Raw genomic sequence first — 16,193 nt, 5'->3', positions numbered from 1 at the left:
ACCCTGCCATGCAACCGCAACGCTTGATCCGGCCCCGGCGCCACGCCATGATGCAGTGCACAATATGGCGGGGCACGCCTGGGCTTCACGGCCGTCACCGACGGCCGCCGCCCCGGTTGGGGCCACAACGCCGGAAGGGACGCCTCATCATGCGCTGGGAGCCCGATCGCTCGGCCGCCGCCCTGCCCTACACGCCACCCACCAGCATCTGGCAGGCCGCCGGGCGCGGGATGCGGAATCGCTGCCCCATCTGCGGGGTCGGCAAGGTCTTCAGGGGCTATCTGAAGGTGGTGGACGAATGTTCCAACTGCCACGCCCCGCTGGGCCGGCTGCGGGCGGATGACGCGCCGCCCTATTTCACCATCTTCGTCGCGGGCCACATCCTGTTCCCGCCGGTGCTGTGGATCGAGAAAGCCTACCAGCCCCCGATGTGGCTCCACATGGTCGTGTGGCTGCCGGCCTTCACCATCGCCTGCCTGCTGCTGCTGCCGCCCATCAAGGGTGCGACCGTGGGGTGGATGATGCGCCTCGGCTTCGATGGGTCGGAACATGGCGCGGAACCGGCGCCCCGGTCGGCGCCCCGGCCCGCCCCCGGACGTCCCGATGCCTGATCGCGTGCATGGCCCCCGGGACCTGGTGAGCATCGTCCTGCCCGATGCAACCACGCTCCCCAGCCCCTATGCGGAGGCCGATCGCCGCCAGGCGGTGGAGGATCTGCTGGCCGCCAATTGCTTCCGGCCCCAAGGGCTCGGGCAGGGCCCCTTCGGCCTGGCCATCGCGGTACGCGATGGTCGCCTCATCCTGGATATCCGCGACGCCCAGGACCAGCCGCTGCACGCGCTGGTCCTGGCGCTCGGCCCCTTCCGCCGCCTCATCAAGGACTACCATTTGGTGGTGGAAAGCCATGAGAAGGCGGTGGCGGAGGGAGGGTCGGAGGCCCGCATCCAGGCCATCGACATGGGCCGCCGTGGTTTGCACAACGAGGGGGCGGAACTGCTGACCACCCGCCTCGCCGGCCGTGTCGAGATCGATTTCGAAACCGCGCGCCGCCTCTTCACCCTGGTCTGCGCGCTGCACCAGCGTATCTAGCGGGCGCGGGGCTCGCCGCTGACGGGGTCGATCCGCAGCTCGACCTTGCGGCCATCCCGCGTGCGGTATTCGACCTTCCAGTATCCGTCATCATCCCAGTCCAGCTCCGCCAGGTGCCCGAAATCCGGCCGCTGCTCGATCATCCGCAGCAATTCCGAGGCCGGTCGCGCATTGGCGGGCGGCGCCGCGGCCCAGGCGGGCAGCGCGGTCATGGCCAGCAGCGCGGCGGCGGTCAGCGTCAGGCGCATCGTTCTTCCTTTCATCATCCGCCCCCTGGATGAGGAGGCACCGGGCATGGTTCAACGCACATTCTTCGGGAGACAGGCATGAAGATCGACGGCACCCCCTATCGCAGCGTCTGGGTCGACCAGGCCGATGGCTGGTCCGTCCGCATCTTCGACCAGACGAAGCTCCCCTGGTCGCTCGACATCCTGCGCCTGACCGATGAAGACCAGGTTGCGACCGCGATCCGCTCCATGCAGGTGCGCGGCGCGCCGCTGATCGGCGCCGTCGCCGCCTATGGCGTGGCGCTGGCTCTGCGGGCCGATGCCTCCACCACCAAGCTCGACCGCGTCGTCGCCATGCTGGGGGAGACGCGCCCCACCGCCATCAACCTGCGCTGGGCGCTGGCCCGGATGCGCGCCGCGCTGCACAACCTGCCCCCCGCCGATCGCGTGGCCGCCGCCTATGCCGAGGCCGCCGCCATCTGCGACGACGATGTGGAAACCTGCCGCCGCATCGGCGAACACGGCCTGCCCCTCCTGCAGGACATCGCCGCCCGCAAGCAACCTGGGCAGCGCGTGAACATCCTGACGCATTGCAATGCCGGCTGGATCGCGACGGTGGATTACGGCACCGCGCTGTCCCCCATCTACCAGGCCCATGATTCCGGCATGGACGTCCATGTCTGGGTGGATGAGACCCGGCCGCGCAACCAGGGCGCCGCGCTGACGGCCTGGGAACTCGGCCGCCACGGCGTGCCCCACACCGTCATCGCCGACAATGCCGGCGGCCACCTGATGCAGCACGGGGAGGTCGATATCGTCATCGTCGGCACGGACCGCGTGACCCGCACCGGCGATGTCGCCAACAAGATCGGCACCTACCTCAAGGCCCTGGCGGCCCGCGACAATGGCGTACCCTTCTGGGTCGCCCTGCCCCATTCCACGCTGGACATGACGGTGGCCGACGGCGTCGCCGAGATCCCGATCGAGGAACGCAACCCCGTCGAGATCACGGACCTCACCGGCCGCACCGCCGATGGGCGGATCGAGACGGTGCGCGTGGTGGCCGAGGGCAGCCCCGCCGCCAACCCGGCCTTTGATGTCACCCCCGCGCGCCTGGTCACGGGCCTCATCACCGAACGCGGCCGCTGCGAGGCCAGCGAGGCCGGGCTGCGCGCGCTCTACCCCGACAAGGCCTGACGGCAGGGGGTGGGCGTAATCCCCGCCCCCGAATTCACGAAATCTTGAGCGCCCCCGCCTAGTTTCCGCCCCGGCAGGTCAATGCCTTCAGGCAACGGGTAGGAGACGGACATGGCGCGGCTTACGATCAGGGAACAGATCATCGGTCTGGTGGCCACGCTCCTGCTGCTGCTGGCAGGCATCGGCGGGCTGGCGGCGTCGCGCATTGCCACGATCAACGGTCACGCCCATGAGCTCGCGTCCAACTGGATGCCGAGCATCACGGCGGTCGGCCATGTCAGCACGCTGATCGGCGAATACCGCGCCACCATCCTGTCGCACATTCTCAGCACCGATCCTCAGCAGATGGCGACGCTCGATCGGCGGATCGACGATTTGCGGCGCGAGATGGCGAACGCCACCCGCGTGTATGAGGGCCTCATCAGCAGCCCGCAGGAAACCGCCCTCTATCGCAATTTCCAGGCTGCCTGGGGCCGCTACGAGGCCGGCGTGGCGCGGCTGCTGGAGTTGTCGCGCCGCAACGCCAATGCGGAAGCGGCCGCCTTCATGGACCGTGAGTTGCGGCCCCTCGCCCTCGAAGCGTTGCGCCTCATGGCCGAACTCACCACGCTCAACAACAATGGCGGTGCGGCGGAGGCGAACGACGCGGGAGATTCGGCGCGCAGTGCCCTCACGCTGATCGCCATCCTCGGCGCGGGCGCGGTGCTGGTCGGGCTGGTCTTCAGCCTCATGGCCATCCGCACCCTCTCCCGCCAGATGTCCGCCGTCTCCCGGCCCATGGCCCGGCTGGCGGCGGGCGACCTGGCGGCGGAAGTGCCGCCCCTGCCCGCCCGCACGGAGATGGGCGGCTTCGCGCGGCAGCTGGCCGTCTTCAAGGATGCGCTGGTCGCGCAGAAGGAAGCCGATGCGCAGACGTTGCGTGACGCGGAGGACAAGGCGCGCCGCGCGGCGACGCTCGCCCAGCTGGTCGCGGAGTTCGAGCGCAGCGCGGCGGAGGGCCTGCGCGGCATGGCGGGCGCCGTCACCGAACTCGATGCCATGGCGGGCTCGATGACCGAAACGGCCCGCCGCGGGGAGGAAAGCGCCAATGGCGTCTCCGCCGCGGCCGGGGAAGCCGCCGGCTCCGTCAGCACCGTCGCCAGCTCCGCCGAGGAACTCGGCGCCTCCATCGGCGAGGTCGCCCGCCAGATCAGCGAGACCGCCACCGTCGCGCGCCGCGCGAGCGAGGATGCCCGCGCGACGGACGCCACCGTCACCACGCTGTCGGAGGCCGCGCAGAAGATCGGCGACGTGGTCCGCCTCATCTCCGGAATCGCCGGGCAGACGAACCTGCTGGCGCTCAACGCGACGATCGAGGCCGCGCGGGCCGGCGAACACGGCAAGGGCTTCGCCGTCGTCGCCTCGGAGGTGAAGACCCTCGCCGCCCAGACCGCCAAGGCCACGGAGGAGATCGGCACCCAGATCGCCGCCATGCAGGCGGAGACCGAGAAGGCCGTCGCCGCCATCCGCGGCATCGTCGACACCATCGGCAGGGTGGACACCATCACCGTCCAGGTGGCCGCGGCGGCGGAGGAACAATCCGTCGCGACGCAGGAGATCATCCGCGCCGTCGTCAGCGCCTCCTCCAACACGCAGCGCGTCAGCGGCTATGCCGACCAGGTCATGCAGGGGGCGACAGCCACCGGCGCCGCCGCCACGCAGGTCGGCGCTTCCTCCCGCGAACTATCGCAGCGCGCGGAGAAGCTGCGGAAAGAAGTGGACCTTTTCCTGGACGGCGTGCGCGCGGCCTAGGATCTGTTGGTCCAACAGCACGAAACCCGATCGCACCGCTTCGGTGTGATCGGGTAGCGCTTCAGCGACCCGCCGCGGGCCCCTTCGCCGGCGCGGGGCCCGCGCCATCCAGCAGCCACAACCCCGCCACCAGCGCGACGCCCCCGATTCCCGCCAGCGCCGCGGCGAAGAAAGGCGGCACGCGCCCGGGCAAGGTGGCGTCGCCCATCACCAGCAGCACCGTCAGCAGGATCGCCAAGAGGCCGAGCACGACGAGGGTGAGCGCAAACCGGGGCATGGGGTTGGTTCCAGGGGCAGTGGTGAGCATCAGCATCCCCTTTCTACGCAGCGCATGGGGCGGGCACGCGCCGCTGGCGGGGCGAAATTGGGGCATGGCGTTAACGGCATCCTTCATGCTGCATACGAAAGAAGCACAGGATTTTCCGGGACTTGCCCGCCCTGCCGCCAATCCGCCCTCGCTTCGGGCAATCACGTCTCGAAATCAGGTGAATTCTCAGTAATCCGGGCCTCCGCCGCGTGGCGTCCGGGGCGTGCTGATGGGAGTGTCCCCGCCGGACCACACCCCAGACCACCCCAATCACCCGGAGGCCCGTCACCATGCGCCGTACCCTTGCCGCATGCCTGCTTGCATTCAGCGCGCTTGCCGCCGCGCCCGCCAGCGCGCAGCAGCCGCCGCTGCGCTGCGCCGTGGACGGCACCTTCGCGCCCCACGCCTTCCCGCGCCTCGAAGGCGGGGTGCAGGGCTTCAACATCGACCTGTTCCGCGAAGCCGCCCGCCGCATGGGCCGCGAACTGACGATCGACAGCGCCAGCTTCTCCGGCCTTGTCCCCGCCATGAATGCCGGCCGCTACGATTTCCTCTGCGCGCCGACGACGGCGACGGCGGAGCGCGCGGCAAACATGCTGTTCACGGAAGGCTACCTCTACACCGCCTTCCAGTTCGGCATCCGCCGCGGCAGCGCGCCGCTGCGCAGCACGGATGATTTGCGCGGCAAGGCCATCACGGTGAACAAGGGCAGCGCCTATGACGCCTGGGCGGCCGCCAATGCCGAACGCTTCGGCTTCACGGTGCAGACCTACGACACGCAGACCGATGCCGTGCAGGCCGTGATCTCCGGCCGCGCCTACGCCAACCTCGGCGGCAACACCGTGGTCCGCTACGCCGCGACGCGCACGCCGCAATTCGTGCCCGACCTGGTGCTGACCGACACGCGCGCGCATTGGTCCGCGCCGCTGCCGATGGGCGCCACCGCCATGCGCGTGCAGCTGGAGAACGCGCTGGAATGCATGAAGCGGGACGGCACCATCGCCCGCCTGTCGCAGCAATGGTTCGGCAGCGCGCCCGCCGCCGACGACGCGGAGAACACCGTGTTCCCCGGCACCGGCGTTCCCGGCCTGGCGGGCTACGACGCCACGCCGCGCGAACCCCGTTGCTGATCCTGCCTGGCACGAAGCCCTTTCCCCCATCCGGGGGGAAAGGGCCGGATGAAGGCGGAGGTCCGGGCGCATGAGTGCTTGGGAAAAATTCGCCTTCTCCTTCCTCAACCCTCGCGTCGCGGCGGAATACACGCCGAAGATCATCGAGGGCCTGGGCCTCACCATCCTCCTCGCCATCTGCATCATCGCCACCGGCCTGCTGGCCGGGTTGCTGCTGGCCGTCGTGCGCGCGCTCGGCATCCGGCCGCTGAACTGGCTCATCATCTTCACGGTCGATGTGTTCCGCGCGCTGCCGCCGCTGGTCATCATCGTGCTGATCTATTTCGGCCTGCCCAATGCGGGCCTCGATTTCTCGGGCTTCGGCGCCACCTGGCTGGCGCTGTCCCTCGTGCTGATGGCCTTCGCGGAGGAGATCTACTGGGCCGGCATCTGCGCCGTGCCGGCGGGGCAGTGGGAGGCATCGCGCGCCTTGGGGCTGCGCTTCCTGCCGACGCTGTTCCGCATCGTGCTGCCCCAGGCCATCCGCATCGCCATCCCGCCGCTGGTCAACCGCACCATCGCCATCACCAAGGGCACGGCGCTGGGTTCCGTCGTGGCCGTCGCCGAAATCCTCGGCGCCGCGCAATCCGCCATGGCCTTCTCCGGCAACCCGACGCCGCTGACGCTCGGCGCCATCGCCTACATCATCCTCTTCCTCCCCGTCGTCTTCGCCGGGCGATGGATCGAGACGAAATTCGCCTGGAAGCGCTGATGGAAGACTTCATCGAGACCTTCCTGAACCTGGACATCGCGCGCCAGGCCAGCCCCATCCTCATCCAGGGCCTGATCCAGACGCTGCTGCTGGCGGCGATGACGGTACCGCTCGGCCTCGGCGCCGGGATCGTGCTGGCGGTGCTGTCCACGCGGAAGAACCCGTGGGTCCGCTATCCGCTGATGGCCTTCGTCGATTTCTTCCGCGCCATCCCGCCGCTGGTGCTGCTGATCTTCCTCTATGCCGGCCTGCCCTTCGCGGGCGTCGACCTCGGCGCCTGGGGCGCCGTGGCACTCGGCTTCCTGCTCAACACCGGCGCCTATTACGCCGAGATCCTGCGCGCGGGCATCGAGAGCGTCCCCCGTGGCCAGCCGGAGGCCGCGCGCGCGCTGGGCCTTCGCCGCTGGCAGGTCTGGGTCTTCGTGGTGCTGCCGCAGGCCGTGCGCAATGTGCTGCCGGATTTGATCTCCAACACGCTGGAGGTGGTGAAGCTCACCTCCATCGCCAGCGTCGTGGCGCTGCCTGAACTGCTGTTCCAGGCCCGCCAGGCGCAGAGCGTGACCTACAACGCGACGCCCATCATGGTCGCGGCACTCGCCTATTTTCTCCTGCTGTGGCCCTGCGTCCGCCTGCTGTCGCGGCTGGAGAACAAGCAGATCGCGGGGAAGCGGTAACGCTCAGAACCTCAGCCCCATCGCCCGCACCATCGCGCTGTCCTCGGCGTAGAATTCCCGCGCATAGCGCGCATATTCCGCGCCGTTCGCATACATCACAGGCATGTTGAAGCGTTCCAGGATCGCGAGATGCGCGGGGTCCCGCAGCGCATCGCGGAAGGCGTCGTGCAGGGTCGCGACGATCTCCGGGTCCATCCCCTTCGGCCCTGCCAGGCCGTAGGGCGAGGAGTTCGCCACCGGCACTCCCGCCTGGCGCAGGGTCGGCGCCATGGTGAAGCGCGCGGGCCGCTCCTCCCCCCAGGTCGCCAACAGCCGGAGGCGCCCGTCCAGCACCAGCTCCGCCCAGACGCTGCTCTCAGCCGAGACGTTGATCTGCCCGCCCAGCAGCGCCTGCATGTTGTCCGCGCCGCCGCGGAACGGGACATGCACCCACTGGATGCCGCCCGAGAGCTGCGCGATGCGCTCCATCGTCACATCCAGCGTGGCCACGCCGGGGGTGCCATAGGTGATCTTCCCGGGATTGGCCCGCGCATCCGCCAGCAATTCCTGCAGGGTCTGCCAGGGCGCATCGGCGCGCACGACGATGCCGAAGGTGTAGCCCACCAGGCGGATCACCCAGGTGAAATCCTCCATCGGGTCGTAGCTCGGCCGCGCCATCATCACGGGGATGCGGAAGATGGAATTGGGCATGCAGGACAGCGTGTAGCCATCCGGCCTGGTCCCCTGCGCCAGCGCGGTTGCGCCCAGGCTGCCGCCGGCGCCGGGCCGGTTCTCGATCACGATGGGCTGGCCGAGGCGCCGCGACGCGCCCTCGCACAGCGCCCGCATCTGGATATCCGTGGTGCCGCCGGGCGGGAAGGGCACCAGCACGCGGATGGCGCGGTCGGGGAAGCGACCCTGCGCGAGCGCAGGCGTCGCCAGCAACATCCCCAAGCCGACGCGTCGCCCGAAGCGGAATCCCATCATCGATTGTTTCTCCCCGAGATTCTTCTTGGGGATCAGACTGCCTCGGGCAGCCCCCCCGCCGCAACTACGACGCGCAGATGGTGGTCCACATCGCCGAAGATCGTGCCGAGCATGGTCAGCCGCCTGAAGTAATGGCCGGCCTTGTATTCCTCCGTCATCGCGATGCCGCCATGCAGCTGGATCGCATCCTTGCCGAGCTGGTCGGCAAGCTTCGCGACCAGCGCCTTGGCGGCAGACAGCGCCGTGCGCCGCGCCGCCGCATCGCCGGACTGCACCATCATCGCGGCATACATGGCCATGCTGCGCGCCTGTTCCGTCGCCACCAGCATGTCCGCCGCACGGTGCTGAAGGGCCTGGAAATTGCCGATGGCCTGGCCGAATTGCTGCCGCTGCTTCAGGTAGTCCACCGTCAGGTCGCGCAGCACATCCATCGCGCCCAGCGCCTCGGCACACAGCGCCGCATTCGCCTCATCCACCACCAGCTCGATCAGCGGCAGCGCCTGGCCTTCATGGCCCAGCATGGCGTCCGCGGGCACCCGCGCGCCTTCCAGCACCAGCTCCGCGGCGCGCAGCCCGTCCTGCGTCGCGTAGCCGCGGCGTGTCACACCAGGCGTGGCGGGATCGAGCAGGAACAGGCTGATCCCCTCCCGGTCCCGCCGCGCGCCGGCGGTGCGGGCGGAGACGATGATGCGGTCCGCGCTGTCACCCGCCAGCACCACGCCCTTGGCGCCATCCAGCACCCATTCCGCGCCATCCCGCCGCGCCGTCGTCGCGACGTCATGCAGATCATGCCGCGCCTGGCGTTCCTGATGCGCGAAGGCGAGGACCATGGAACCCTCGACGACGGAGGGCAGGATCGCCGCGCGCTGCGCCTCGTTCCCCGCGCGTCGCAGCAGCCCGCCCGCCAGCACCACCGTCGCCAGGAAGGGCTCCAGCACCAGGCCGCGGCCGAAGGCTTCCATGACGATCATCGTCTCCACCGGCCCACCCCCGAAGCCGCCATCGGCCTCGTCGAAGGGCAGGCCGAGCAAGCCCATCTCGGCCAGCGCCTGCCAATTGGCATCGGCGAAGCCCCGCGGCGCGGCGCGGTATCCCTTCCGGTGCTCGAAGTCGCCATAGGCATCGGTGACAAGGCGATTGACGCTCTCGCTCAGCATCCGCTGTTCGTCGGTCAGGTCGAAATCCATGGTGATTCAGAGCCCCAGGAATGCCTTGGCGATGATGTTCCGCTGGATCTCGTTCGACCCGCCATAGATCGAGACCTTGCGGTAGTTGAAGAACAGCGGCGCCGCCGCATCCGCCCATTCCGGCCCGACGGAGGGCAGGTTCAGCCCCTCCTCCTCCCGGTCCGGCCGCGGCATGGCATAGGGCCCCGCCACATCCACCAGCAGCTGCGTCGCCTGCTGCTGGATCTCGCTGCCCTTGATCTTCAGGATGGAGGAGGACGGATCCGGCTTGTCCGATGCCTTCGTCCGCTGCGCGGCCACGACACGCATCTGCGTGATCTCCAGCGCCTTCAGCTCGATCTCGCTCCACGCCAGGCGACGGCGGAAATCGGGATCGTCCCACACCATCCCCTCACCCGCCGGCGTCTCCTGCGCCAGGCGCTTCACCCGCGCGAGCCGTTCCTTGGTGAGGCCGATGCGCGCGATGCCGATGCGTTCGTTCGACAGGAGAAACTTCGCGTAGTCCCATCCCTTGTTGGCCTGGCCGACAAGGTTCTCCGCCGGCACGCGCACATCGTCGAAGAAGACCTCATTCACCTCATGCCCGCCATCGATGGTGATGATCGGACGGATGGTGATGCCCGGCGTCTTCATGTCGATCAGGATGAAGGAAATCCCCGCCTGCTTCTTCGCCGCCGGGTCCGTCCGCACCAGGCAGAAGATCCAGTCGGCATATTGCCCGAGTGTCGTCCAGGTCTTCTGCCCGTTGACGACATACTCGTCGCCTTCCAGCTTCGCCGTCGTCTTCAACGACGCCAGGTCGCTCCCCGCGCCCGGCTCCGAGAACCCCTGCGCCCACCAGATATCCAGCGTCGCCGTCTTCGGCAGGAATCGCTCCTTCTGCGCGTGGGACCCGAAGGTCGCGATGACGGGGCCGACCATGTTGACGTTGAAGGACAGCGGCTGCGGCACCGCGCAGGCCTGGATTTCCTCGGAGAAGATGTAGCGCTGCACCGGCGACCAGTCCTTGCCGCCCCATTCCAAGGGCCAGTTCGGTGTCGCCATCCCATGCGCGTGCAGCACACGCTGCGTCGTCACGATATCCTCGCGCGACAGCTTGCGCCCCTCGCTGACCTTCCGTCGGATTTCCGCCGGAACTTCCGTCTTGAAGAACTGGCGCAATTCGTCGCGGAAGGCGATCTCGTCCGGCGTGTAGCGGAGGTCCATGGCGTCTCTCCTATTGCTGGGCCGCGCGCGCGGCTTCCTCATCCCGCAGCGTCGCGGCCATCAGTTTTCCGGCCGCGCTGCGTGGCAGGTTTTCGCGAATCTCAAGCGCCGAGGGCAGTTCATGCTTTCCCAGGCGGTCGCCCAGAAATGTGCGCAACTGCTCCAGGGTGAAGGGGGCCGCGCCCGGCTTCAATGAACAAAAGGCCTTGGCCGCCTGGCCGCGATAGGCATCCGGCACGCCGATGACGATGCATTCCGCCACGGCGGGATGCTCATAGATCGCCTGCTCGATCTGCGCGGGATAGACGTTGAAGCCGCCGGACAGGATCATGTTCTTCCGGCGATCAACCAGGGTGAAATAGCCCTGCCCGTCCATCCAGCCATTGTCGCCGGTCAGGAACCAGCCATCCACGAAGGCCGCCGCATTCTCCGCCGGCCGGTTCCAGTAGCCCGCGAAGACGTTCGGCCCGCGCACCGCCATCTCCCCCACCTCACCCGGCGGGAGTTCGCGCGTGGGTTCGTCCAGCGCCACGATCCGCGCATCAACGCCCGGCAGCGGCAGCCCGATCAGCCCCGCGCGCCGCGGCGCATGCGGCGGCAGGCGCGTGCCAGCCGGCCCCGTCTCCGTCATGCCCCAGCCGCCGCCGATGCGCTGGCCGAGCACCGCTTCCAGCTTTTGCTGCACCTCATGCGGCATCGGCGCGCCACCCGAGCTCAACTGCCGCAGGGATGACAGGTCGCGCGTCTCGATCCCCGGCAGGTTGAGGATGCCAATCCACATGGTCGGCACACCGGGGAAGGTCGTGATCCGCAACCGCTCCACATCATCCGCCCAGGCGGCCGCGTCGAAGCGCACGCGCAGATGACACAGCGCGCCTTCCGACATCTGCCGCAGCAGCACCGCCGTCAGCGCGAAGATGTGAAACAGCGGCAGCGCCACCAGCACCCGCGCCGTGCCTTCCGGCAGCGATGTCGCATCCCGCCACGCCTTGTAGCAGGCGACCGTCGCCGTCAGGTTGCCATGCGTCAGCACCGCGCCCTTCGGCGTGCCGGTCGTGCCGCCGGTGTATTGCAGCAGCGCGACGTCATCGACGCCGATTGCGGGCCAAGCCGCCGGTGCATCGGCTTCGGGCAGCGCGAGAAAATCATTCGCCGCATCCTCCCCGCCCCAGCGCGCTTCGGGCGCCAGGAACACATCCCGCACCACGCCCGTCTCGCGCAGCCATTGCGCGTTCGCGACCAGCGATCCGAAACCGGTGGTGATGACGCAAGTCGCGCCGGCATCCCGCGCCTTGTGCGCGATCTCCCGCTTCGCATCGAGCGCGGACAGATGCACCACCCGCGCCCCCGTCCGCAGCACCGCGAAGAAGCACAGCGGATGCCAGGGCGTGTTCGGCAGATAGAGCGCGACGCAATCCCCGCGCCCGATTCCCCGCGCCATCAGCCCCGCCGCGATGCGGTCCGACCAGTCACGCAGTTCGGCGTAGCGCAGCAGATGCCCGCGATACTCCAGCGCGGGCAGGCCAGAAAAACGCGTGGCGACGTCGTCCAGGAACCCCGGCAGCGTGCCCGTCCGGATGGGCACGTCCCACCGGCATTCCGGCGGGTATGCGGAATCCCAGGGGCGCATCACCCGGCCTTGAGACTCGCGAAACCCTTGCCCTCCGCCGCCAGCCTGGCCAGCAGCGGTGCGGGGCGGAGCGATTCATCGCCGGTCTGGTCGGCGAACTGCGCAAGCCGCGCCGCGACCTCCGCCAGCCCGCGCGCATCGGCGTAGTGCATCGGCCCGCCGCGCCAGGCCGGCCAGTTGTAGCCGTTCAGCCAGACCACATCGATGTCGCCCGACCGCGCCGCGATCCCTTCCTCCAGGATGCGGGCACCCTCATTCACCATCGGCAGGACCAGCCGGTCCAGGATTTCATCGCCATCGATCACCCGCCGCGCCACGCCCTCGGCGCTCGCGACCTTCTCGATCAGCGCATCGACATCCGGATCGGCGACGCCCGTCCTCGCGCCTTGTGGGTACAGGTAGAAGCCCTTCTGCGTCTTCTGGCCGAGGCGTCCCGCCTCCACCAGCGCATCCGCCACCGGCGCGCGCCCGCCGGTCGCCTTCCGCACCCGCCAGCCGATATCGAGCCCCGCGAGGTCCGTCATCGCAAACGGCCCCATCTTGAAGCCGAAGCCCGTCAACGCCGCATCCACCTGCGCCGGCGACGCGCCTTCCAGCAGCAGCCGCTCCGCCTGCCGCGACCGGGCCGCCAGCATCCGGTTCCCCACGAAGCCGAAGCAGACGCCGACCACCACCGGCACCTTCTTCAGTTTTCGGCCAATTTCCGCCGCCGTGGCCAAGGCCTCCGGGCTCGTCTCCTTCGCCCTCACGATCTCCAGCAGCTTCATCACATTGGCCGGCGAGAAGAAATGCATCCCCAGCACGTCGCCTGGCCGCGACGTCACCGCCGCCATCGCATCGATGTCGAGATAGGAGGTGTTGGAGGCCAGCACCGTCCCCGGCTTCGTCACGCGGTCCAGCGTCGCGAAAACCTGCTTCTTCAGCTCCAGGTCTTCGAAGATGGCTTCGACCACCAGATCGGCATCCGCCGCGCTCTCCAGCCCGACCGAGCCCTCGATCATCGCCATCCGCGCATCCCGCGCCTCCGGCGTCAGGCTGCCGCGCTTCACGCTGGCCTCATAGGTCCCGCGGATGCGCTCGATGCCCTTGGCGCTGGCAGCCTCATCCGTCTCGATCACGCGCACCGGGATGCCCGCATTGGCGAAGCACATGGCGATGCCCGCGCCCATGGTGCCGGAGCCCAGCACCGCGGCGCGCCTGACCTCCCGCGGCTTCGTGCCCGACGGCACGCCCGCGATCTTCGCCGCCTCGCGCTCCGCGAAGAACACATGGCGCAGCGCCTTGCTGCGAGGGTCGTCGAGCAGCCGCAGGAAGGCCGCACGCTCGAACGCCACGCCGTCCACGAACGGCATCTCGAAGGCCGCGCGGACGCAGGCGATGCAATCCGCGATCTGGGGTTCGTCCTTCGCGCGGCCGGCCAGCTTCGCGGCCTCCGCCTCGAACGCCTCGCGCGACCCCAACCCCTCATCCCGCGCCGAAACCGGCTTCGGCGTCGGTCCATTGGCCAGATCCGCCGCATGCGCCCGCGCCGCGGCCAGCAAATCGCCCTCCGCCACCGCATCCGCCAGCCCTGCCTCCACGGCCGCCTTCGCCGGCAGCGGGTCGCCCGCCACCATCAGCTTCAGCGCGGCCGCCGCCCCCATCAGCCGCGGCGCCCGCTGTGTGCCGCCAGAGCCCGGCAGCAGCCCGAGCTTCACCTCCGGCAGGCCGAGGCTCGCCTTCGGCCCCAGCACCCGAGCCGTGCAGGCCATGGCCACTTCCAGCCCGCCGCCCAGCGCCGCCGCATGGATCGCTGCCACTACCGGCTTGGCACACCCATCCAGCGCCGCCACCAGCTTCGCCAGCGTGGGCGAGGCCGGCGGCTTGCCGAATTCGGAGATGTCGGCGCCGGCGATGAAGGTCCGGCCCTCCGCCGCGATCACCAGGGCGCGCACCGAAGCCTCGTCCTCCGCCCGCTTCACCGCCGCGAACAGCGCCGCTCGCAGCGCCGCCGAAAGCGCGTTGACCGGCGGGTTGGAGAGCGTGGCGACGCCGATGCCGTCCATCACCTCGAACCGGACCAACTCGGCCATGCGGCGCTCCCTTATTCCGAACCGTGGAAATTAATGCTCAACCCTTGGCACACAGGTCGCCCATCGCCGGTGGACCGTCAAGCCGGAACCATAATTCCACAAAACAGAATTATAGGCAGAAACCTTGCACCCCCGGAAACCCACCCCCATCCTGCGCCCATCCGACGCGGAGCCCCCGATGCCCCTTCCCGCTTTGCTGCAGTCCCGCCTGAGCCTGCCCGCGATCGCCGCGCCGATGTTCATCGTCTCCCACCCCGACCTGGTGATCGCCCAATGCCAGGCGGGCATCGTCGGTTCCTTTCCCGCGCTGAATGCCAGGCCGAAGGAAGCGCTGGACGAATGGCTGACGCATCTCCGCGCCACGCTGACGGATCGCGATGCCCCCTTCGCCGTCAACCAGATCGTCCATGCCTCCAACGACCGGCTGGACCATGACCTCGACATCTGCGCGAAGCACCGCGTGCCCATCATCATCACCTCGCTGCGCGCACCCAACGCCGTGATCGACAAGGTGCATGGCTGGGGCGGCATCGTGTTCCATGACGTCACGAACCTGAGACACGCGGAGAAGGCGCTGGAGGCCGGTGTCGATGGCCTGATCCTGGTCGCCGCCGGCGCCGGCGGCCATGCCGGCACGCTGTCCCCCTTCGCGCTGGTGGCCGAAATCCGCCGCATCTTCGCCGGCCCCATCGCGCTGTCCGGCAGCATCACCCAGGGCGGGCAGATCCTCGCCGCGCAGGCCATGGGCGCCGACCTCGCCTATATCGGCACGCGCTTCATCGCGACGCGGGAGGCGAATGCGGCGGAGGCCTACAAGCGCATGATCGTCGACAGTAGCGCGGCCGATGTCCTCTACACCCCCTTCTTCACCGGCGTGCACGGCAACTACCTGAAACCCTCCATCACCGCGCAGGGCCTCGACCCCGATGCCCTGCCGCCGCGCGACAAGACCGCGATGAATTTCGGCAGCAATGCCGTGAAGGCATGGCGGGACATCTGGGGCGCCGGCCAGGGCGTCGGCAGCATCACCGACGCACCCACCACGGCGGAGGTCGTCGCCCGCCTGCGCACGGAATATGAGGCGGCGCGCGAAAGGCTGCGCTGATGGCCCGTCGCCGCGCCGGGGAGACCCTGCCCGCGGAGGCCGCGGACACCGTCACCGCCCTGACCCGCGGGCTCGACGTGCTCGGCTGCTTCCGCCGCGGCGATGGTCCGCTCGGCAACCAGGACATCGCCGCGCGCGTGCGCCTGCCGCGCAGCACCGTCTCCCGCCTCACGGCCACGCTGACCCGCGCCGGCTGGCTGCTGCATATGCCGGAGACGCAGCGCTACCGCCTCGGCCCCGCCGCCATCGCGCTGGGTGGCGCGGCGCTGGGTGGCCTCGACATCCGCGGCATCGCCCGCGCGCCGATGCAGGCGCTGGCGGACCGCACGCGCGCCGTCGTCGCGCTTGGCATGCGTGACCGGATGTCGATGCTCTACCTGGAAGTCGTGCGCAGCGACGCGCCCATTTCGCTGAACCTGGAGGCAGGCTCCCGCATCTCGCTGGCCTTCTCCGCCATGGGCCGCGCCTGGCTGGCCGCGGCGCCGCCCGCCGAACGAGAGGATGCGCTGCTGCGCCTGCGCGAATTGGATGACGGCGCCTGGCCCCGCATCGCCGCCGGCGTGGCCCGCGCGCGGGAGGATGCGGCTGTTCTCGGCGTCTGCTGTTCCTTCGGCGAATGGCAGGATGGCGTGAACGCGATCGCGACCAGTTTCCGCCCCGGCGGCGGCCTGCCGATGATGGTGCTGAATGTCGGCGCGCCGGCCTTCGTCTGCTCCACCGAGTCGCTGCTCGACGAAGCGCGCCCCGCGCTCCTCGCCCTCGCCCGCAGCCTGGACGGCGTGCTGGACCGCCCGAATTGACCCGGCGCCCGCACGGCGCCTAGCCTCCCCCCGCTGTCGAGAAGAACAGCGAGGAGGAAGC

The 16,193-nt window shown here is 69.4% G+C and carries 16 protein-coding genes; 9 read left to right on the top strand and 7 right to left on the bottom strand.

What is annotated here, in order from left to right; translation table 11 throughout:
* Positions 1-149: 149 nt before the first annotated feature.
* Both ACTIE5_RS00335 and ACTIE5_RS00330 read left to right on the top strand, forming a co-directional pair.
* Entirely contained in the window at positions 150-611 is a 462-nt protein-coding gene (locus ACTIE5_RS00335) for a DUF983 domain-containing protein (protein WP_439547697.1), read from the top strand.
* A complete protein-coding gene (locus ACTIE5_RS00330; protein ID WP_439547696.1) occupies positions 604-1,089 on the top strand; it encodes a UPF0262 family protein in 486 nt (161 codons plus the stop codon). The genes ACTIE5_RS00335 and ACTIE5_RS00330 overlap by 8 nt, the downstream gene beginning before the upstream one ends.
* Here the strand turns inward: ACTIE5_RS00330 and ACTIE5_RS00325 are convergent.
* The gene (locus ACTIE5_RS00325; protein ID WP_439547695.1) at positions 1,086-1,337 is read right to left on the bottom strand and encodes a PepSY domain-containing protein; all 252 of its coding nucleotides are present in this window, start codon (positions 1,335-1,337) and stop codon (positions 1,086-1,088) included. The two genes, ACTIE5_RS00330 and ACTIE5_RS00325, sit on opposite strands and share 4 nt — an antisense overlap.
* A gap of 78 nt (positions 1,338-1,415) precedes the next feature.
* Between ACTIE5_RS00325 and mtnA the strand changes: the two genes are divergently transcribed.
* Together mtnA and ACTIE5_RS00315 are read left to right on the top strand one after the other, a co-directional pair.
* On the top strand, positions 1,416-2,513 hold the full coding sequence (gene mtnA, locus ACTIE5_RS00320) for an S-methyl-5-thioribose-1-phosphate isomerase (protein WP_439547694.1): 1,098 nt from the start codon (positions 1,416-1,418) through the stop codon (positions 2,511-2,513).
* A 111-nt stretch (positions 2,514-2,624) separates the two neighbouring features.
* Complete coding sequence (locus ACTIE5_RS00315) at positions 2,625-4,304, top strand: methyl-accepting chemotaxis protein (RefSeq protein WP_439547693.1); 1,680 nt, start codon at positions 2,625-2,627, stop codon at positions 4,302-4,304.
* Positions 4,305-4,365: 61 nt separating this feature from the next.
* On the opposite strand, the gene ACTIE5_RS00310 is transcribed toward ACTIE5_RS00315, so the two are convergent.
* Complete coding sequence (locus ACTIE5_RS00310; protein ID WP_439547692.1) at positions 4,366-4,581, bottom strand: hypothetical protein; 216 nt, start codon at positions 4,579-4,581, stop codon at positions 4,366-4,368.
* A gap of 320 nt (positions 4,582-4,901) precedes the next feature.
* Here ACTIE5_RS00310 and ACTIE5_RS00305 point away from each other — a divergent pair, with 320 nt between their 5' ends.
* The 3 genes from ACTIE5_RS00305 to ACTIE5_RS00295 all read left to right on the top strand — a co-directional run bounded on the left by ACTIE5_RS00305 (position 4,902) and on the right by ACTIE5_RS00295 (position 7,166).
* Positions 4,902-5,741 carry a transporter substrate-binding domain-containing protein gene (locus ACTIE5_RS00305; RefSeq protein WP_439547691.1) on the top strand — a complete coding sequence of 280 codons (840 nt, stop codon included), beginning with the start codon at positions 4,902-4,904 and terminating at the stop codon, positions 5,739-5,741.
* Between the two features lie 70 nt (positions 5,742-5,811).
* Complete coding sequence (locus tag ACTIE5_RS00300) at positions 5,812-6,492, top strand: amino acid ABC transporter permease (protein ID WP_439547690.1); 681 nt, start codon at positions 5,812-5,814, stop codon at positions 6,490-6,492.
* Positions 6,492-7,166, top strand: coding sequence for an amino acid ABC transporter permease (locus tag ACTIE5_RS00295; protein WP_439547689.1), 675 nt, complete (start codon positions 6,492-6,494; stop codon positions 7,164-7,166). The genes ACTIE5_RS00300 and ACTIE5_RS00295 overlap by 1 nt, the downstream gene beginning before the upstream one ends.
* A 3-nt stretch (positions 7,167-7,169) precedes the next feature.
* Here ACTIE5_RS00295 and ACTIE5_RS00290 read toward each other — a convergent pair whose 3' ends face one another.
* Genes ACTIE5_RS00290 through ACTIE5_RS00270 form a run of 5 tightly spaced genes read right to left on the bottom strand, consistent with a single transcriptional unit; the run spans position 7,170 to position 14,227 of the window.
* The gene (locus tag ACTIE5_RS00290; protein ID WP_439547688.1) at positions 7,170-8,132 is read right to left on the bottom strand and encodes a tripartite tricarboxylate transporter substrate binding protein; all 963 of its coding nucleotides are present in this window, start codon (positions 8,130-8,132) and stop codon (positions 7,170-7,172) included.
* Between the two features lie 32 nt (positions 8,133-8,164).
* Complete coding sequence (locus ACTIE5_RS00285) at positions 8,165-9,319, bottom strand: acyl-CoA dehydrogenase family protein (protein WP_439547687.1); 1,155 nt, start codon at positions 9,317-9,319, stop codon at positions 8,165-8,167.
* A 6-nt stretch (positions 9,320-9,325) separates the two neighbouring features.
* Entirely contained in the window at positions 9,326-10,525 is a 1,200-nt protein-coding gene (locus ACTIE5_RS00280; RefSeq protein WP_439547686.1) for an acyl-CoA dehydrogenase family protein, read from the bottom strand.
* Positions 10,526-10,535: 10 nt separating this feature from the next.
* A complete protein-coding gene (locus ACTIE5_RS00275; RefSeq protein WP_439547685.1) occupies positions 10,536-12,110 on the bottom strand; it encodes an AMP-binding protein in 1,575 nt (524 codons plus the stop codon).
* 44 nt (positions 12,111-12,154) lie between these two features.
* Positions 12,155-14,227, bottom strand: coding sequence for a 3-hydroxyacyl-CoA dehydrogenase NAD-binding domain-containing protein (locus ACTIE5_RS00270; protein WP_439547684.1), 2,073 nt, complete (start codon positions 14,225-14,227; stop codon positions 12,155-12,157).
* A gap of 178 nt (positions 14,228-14,405) precedes the next feature.
* Here ACTIE5_RS00270 and ACTIE5_RS00265 point away from each other — a divergent pair, with 178 nt between their 5' ends.
* Together ACTIE5_RS00265 and ACTIE5_RS00260 are read left to right on the top strand one after the other, a co-directional pair.
* Complete coding sequence (locus ACTIE5_RS00265) at positions 14,406-15,332, top strand: NAD(P)H-dependent flavin oxidoreductase (RefSeq protein ID WP_439547683.1); 927 nt, start codon at positions 14,406-14,408, stop codon at positions 15,330-15,332.
* Positions 15,332-16,132 (top strand): IclR family transcriptional regulator, encoded by an 801-nt coding sequence (locus ACTIE5_RS00260; protein ID WP_439547682.1) that lies wholly within the window; start codon positions 15,332-15,334, stop codon positions 16,130-16,132. Before ACTIE5_RS00265 ends, ACTIE5_RS00260 begins: the two co-directional genes overlap by 1 nt.
* Positions 16,133-16,193 lie beyond the last annotated feature (61 nt).

Origin of the sequence: Falsiroseomonas sp. (assembly GCF_051859025.1) — a bacterium.
In the GTDB taxonomy this organism is placed as follows: Bacteria; Pseudomonadota; Alphaproteobacteria; order Acetobacterales; family Acetobacteraceae; genus Falsiroseomonas.
The sequence above is the reverse complement of the archived record's forward strand: the minus strand, read 5'-3'. Positions and strand labels throughout refer to the sequence as shown.

Coding starts and splice junctions, on each gene's coding strand:
- ACTIE5_RS00335 (WP_439547697.1), top strand. CDS start 150: ATGCGCTGGGAGCCCGATCGCTCGGCCGCCGCCCTGCCCTACACGCCA.
- ACTIE5_RS00330 (WP_439547696.1), top strand. CDS start 604: ATGCCTGATCGCGTGCATGGCCCCCGGGACCTGGTGAGCATCGTCCTG.
- ACTIE5_RS00325 (WP_439547695.1), bottom strand. CDS start 1,337: ATGCGCCTGACGCTGACCGCCGCCGCGCTGCTGGCCATGACCGCGCTG.
- mtnA (WP_439547694.1), top strand. CDS start 1,416: ATGAAGATCGACGGCACCCCCTATCGCAGCGTCTGGGTCGACCAGGCC.
- ACTIE5_RS00315 (WP_439547693.1), top strand. CDS start 2,625: ATGGCGCGGCTTACGATCAGGGAACAGATCATCGGTCTGGTGGCCACG.
- ACTIE5_RS00310 (WP_439547692.1), bottom strand. CDS start 4,581: ATGCCCCGGTTTGCGCTCACCCTCGTCGTGCTCGGCCTCTTGGCGATC.
- ACTIE5_RS00305 (WP_439547691.1), top strand. CDS start 4,902: ATGCGCCGTACCCTTGCCGCATGCCTGCTTGCATTCAGCGCGCTTGCC.
- ACTIE5_RS00300 (WP_439547690.1), top strand. CDS start 5,812: ATGAGTGCTTGGGAAAAATTCGCCTTCTCCTTCCTCAACCCTCGCGTC.
- ACTIE5_RS00295 (WP_439547689.1), top strand. CDS start 6,492: ATGGAAGACTTCATCGAGACCTTCCTGAACCTGGACATCGCGCGCCAG.
- ACTIE5_RS00290 (WP_439547688.1), bottom strand. CDS start 8,132: ATGATGGGATTCCGCTTCGGGCGACGCGTCGGCTTGGGGATGTTGCTG.
- ACTIE5_RS00285 (WP_439547687.1), bottom strand. CDS start 9,319: ATGGATTTCGACCTGACCGACGAACAGCGGATGCTGAGCGAGAGCGTC.
- ACTIE5_RS00280 (WP_439547686.1), bottom strand. CDS start 10,525: ATGGACCTCCGCTACACGCCGGACGAGATCGCCTTCCGCGACGAATTG.
- ACTIE5_RS00270 (WP_439547684.1), bottom strand. CDS start 14,227: ATGGCCGAGTTGGTCCGGTTCGAGGTGATGGACGGCATCGGCGTCGCC.
- ACTIE5_RS00265 (WP_439547683.1), top strand. CDS start 14,406: ATGCCCCTTCCCGCTTTGCTGCAGTCCCGCCTGAGCCTGCCCGCGATC.
- ACTIE5_RS00260 (WP_439547682.1), top strand. CDS start 15,332: ATGGCCCGTCGCCGCGCCGGGGAGACCCTGCCCGCGGAGGCCGCGGAC.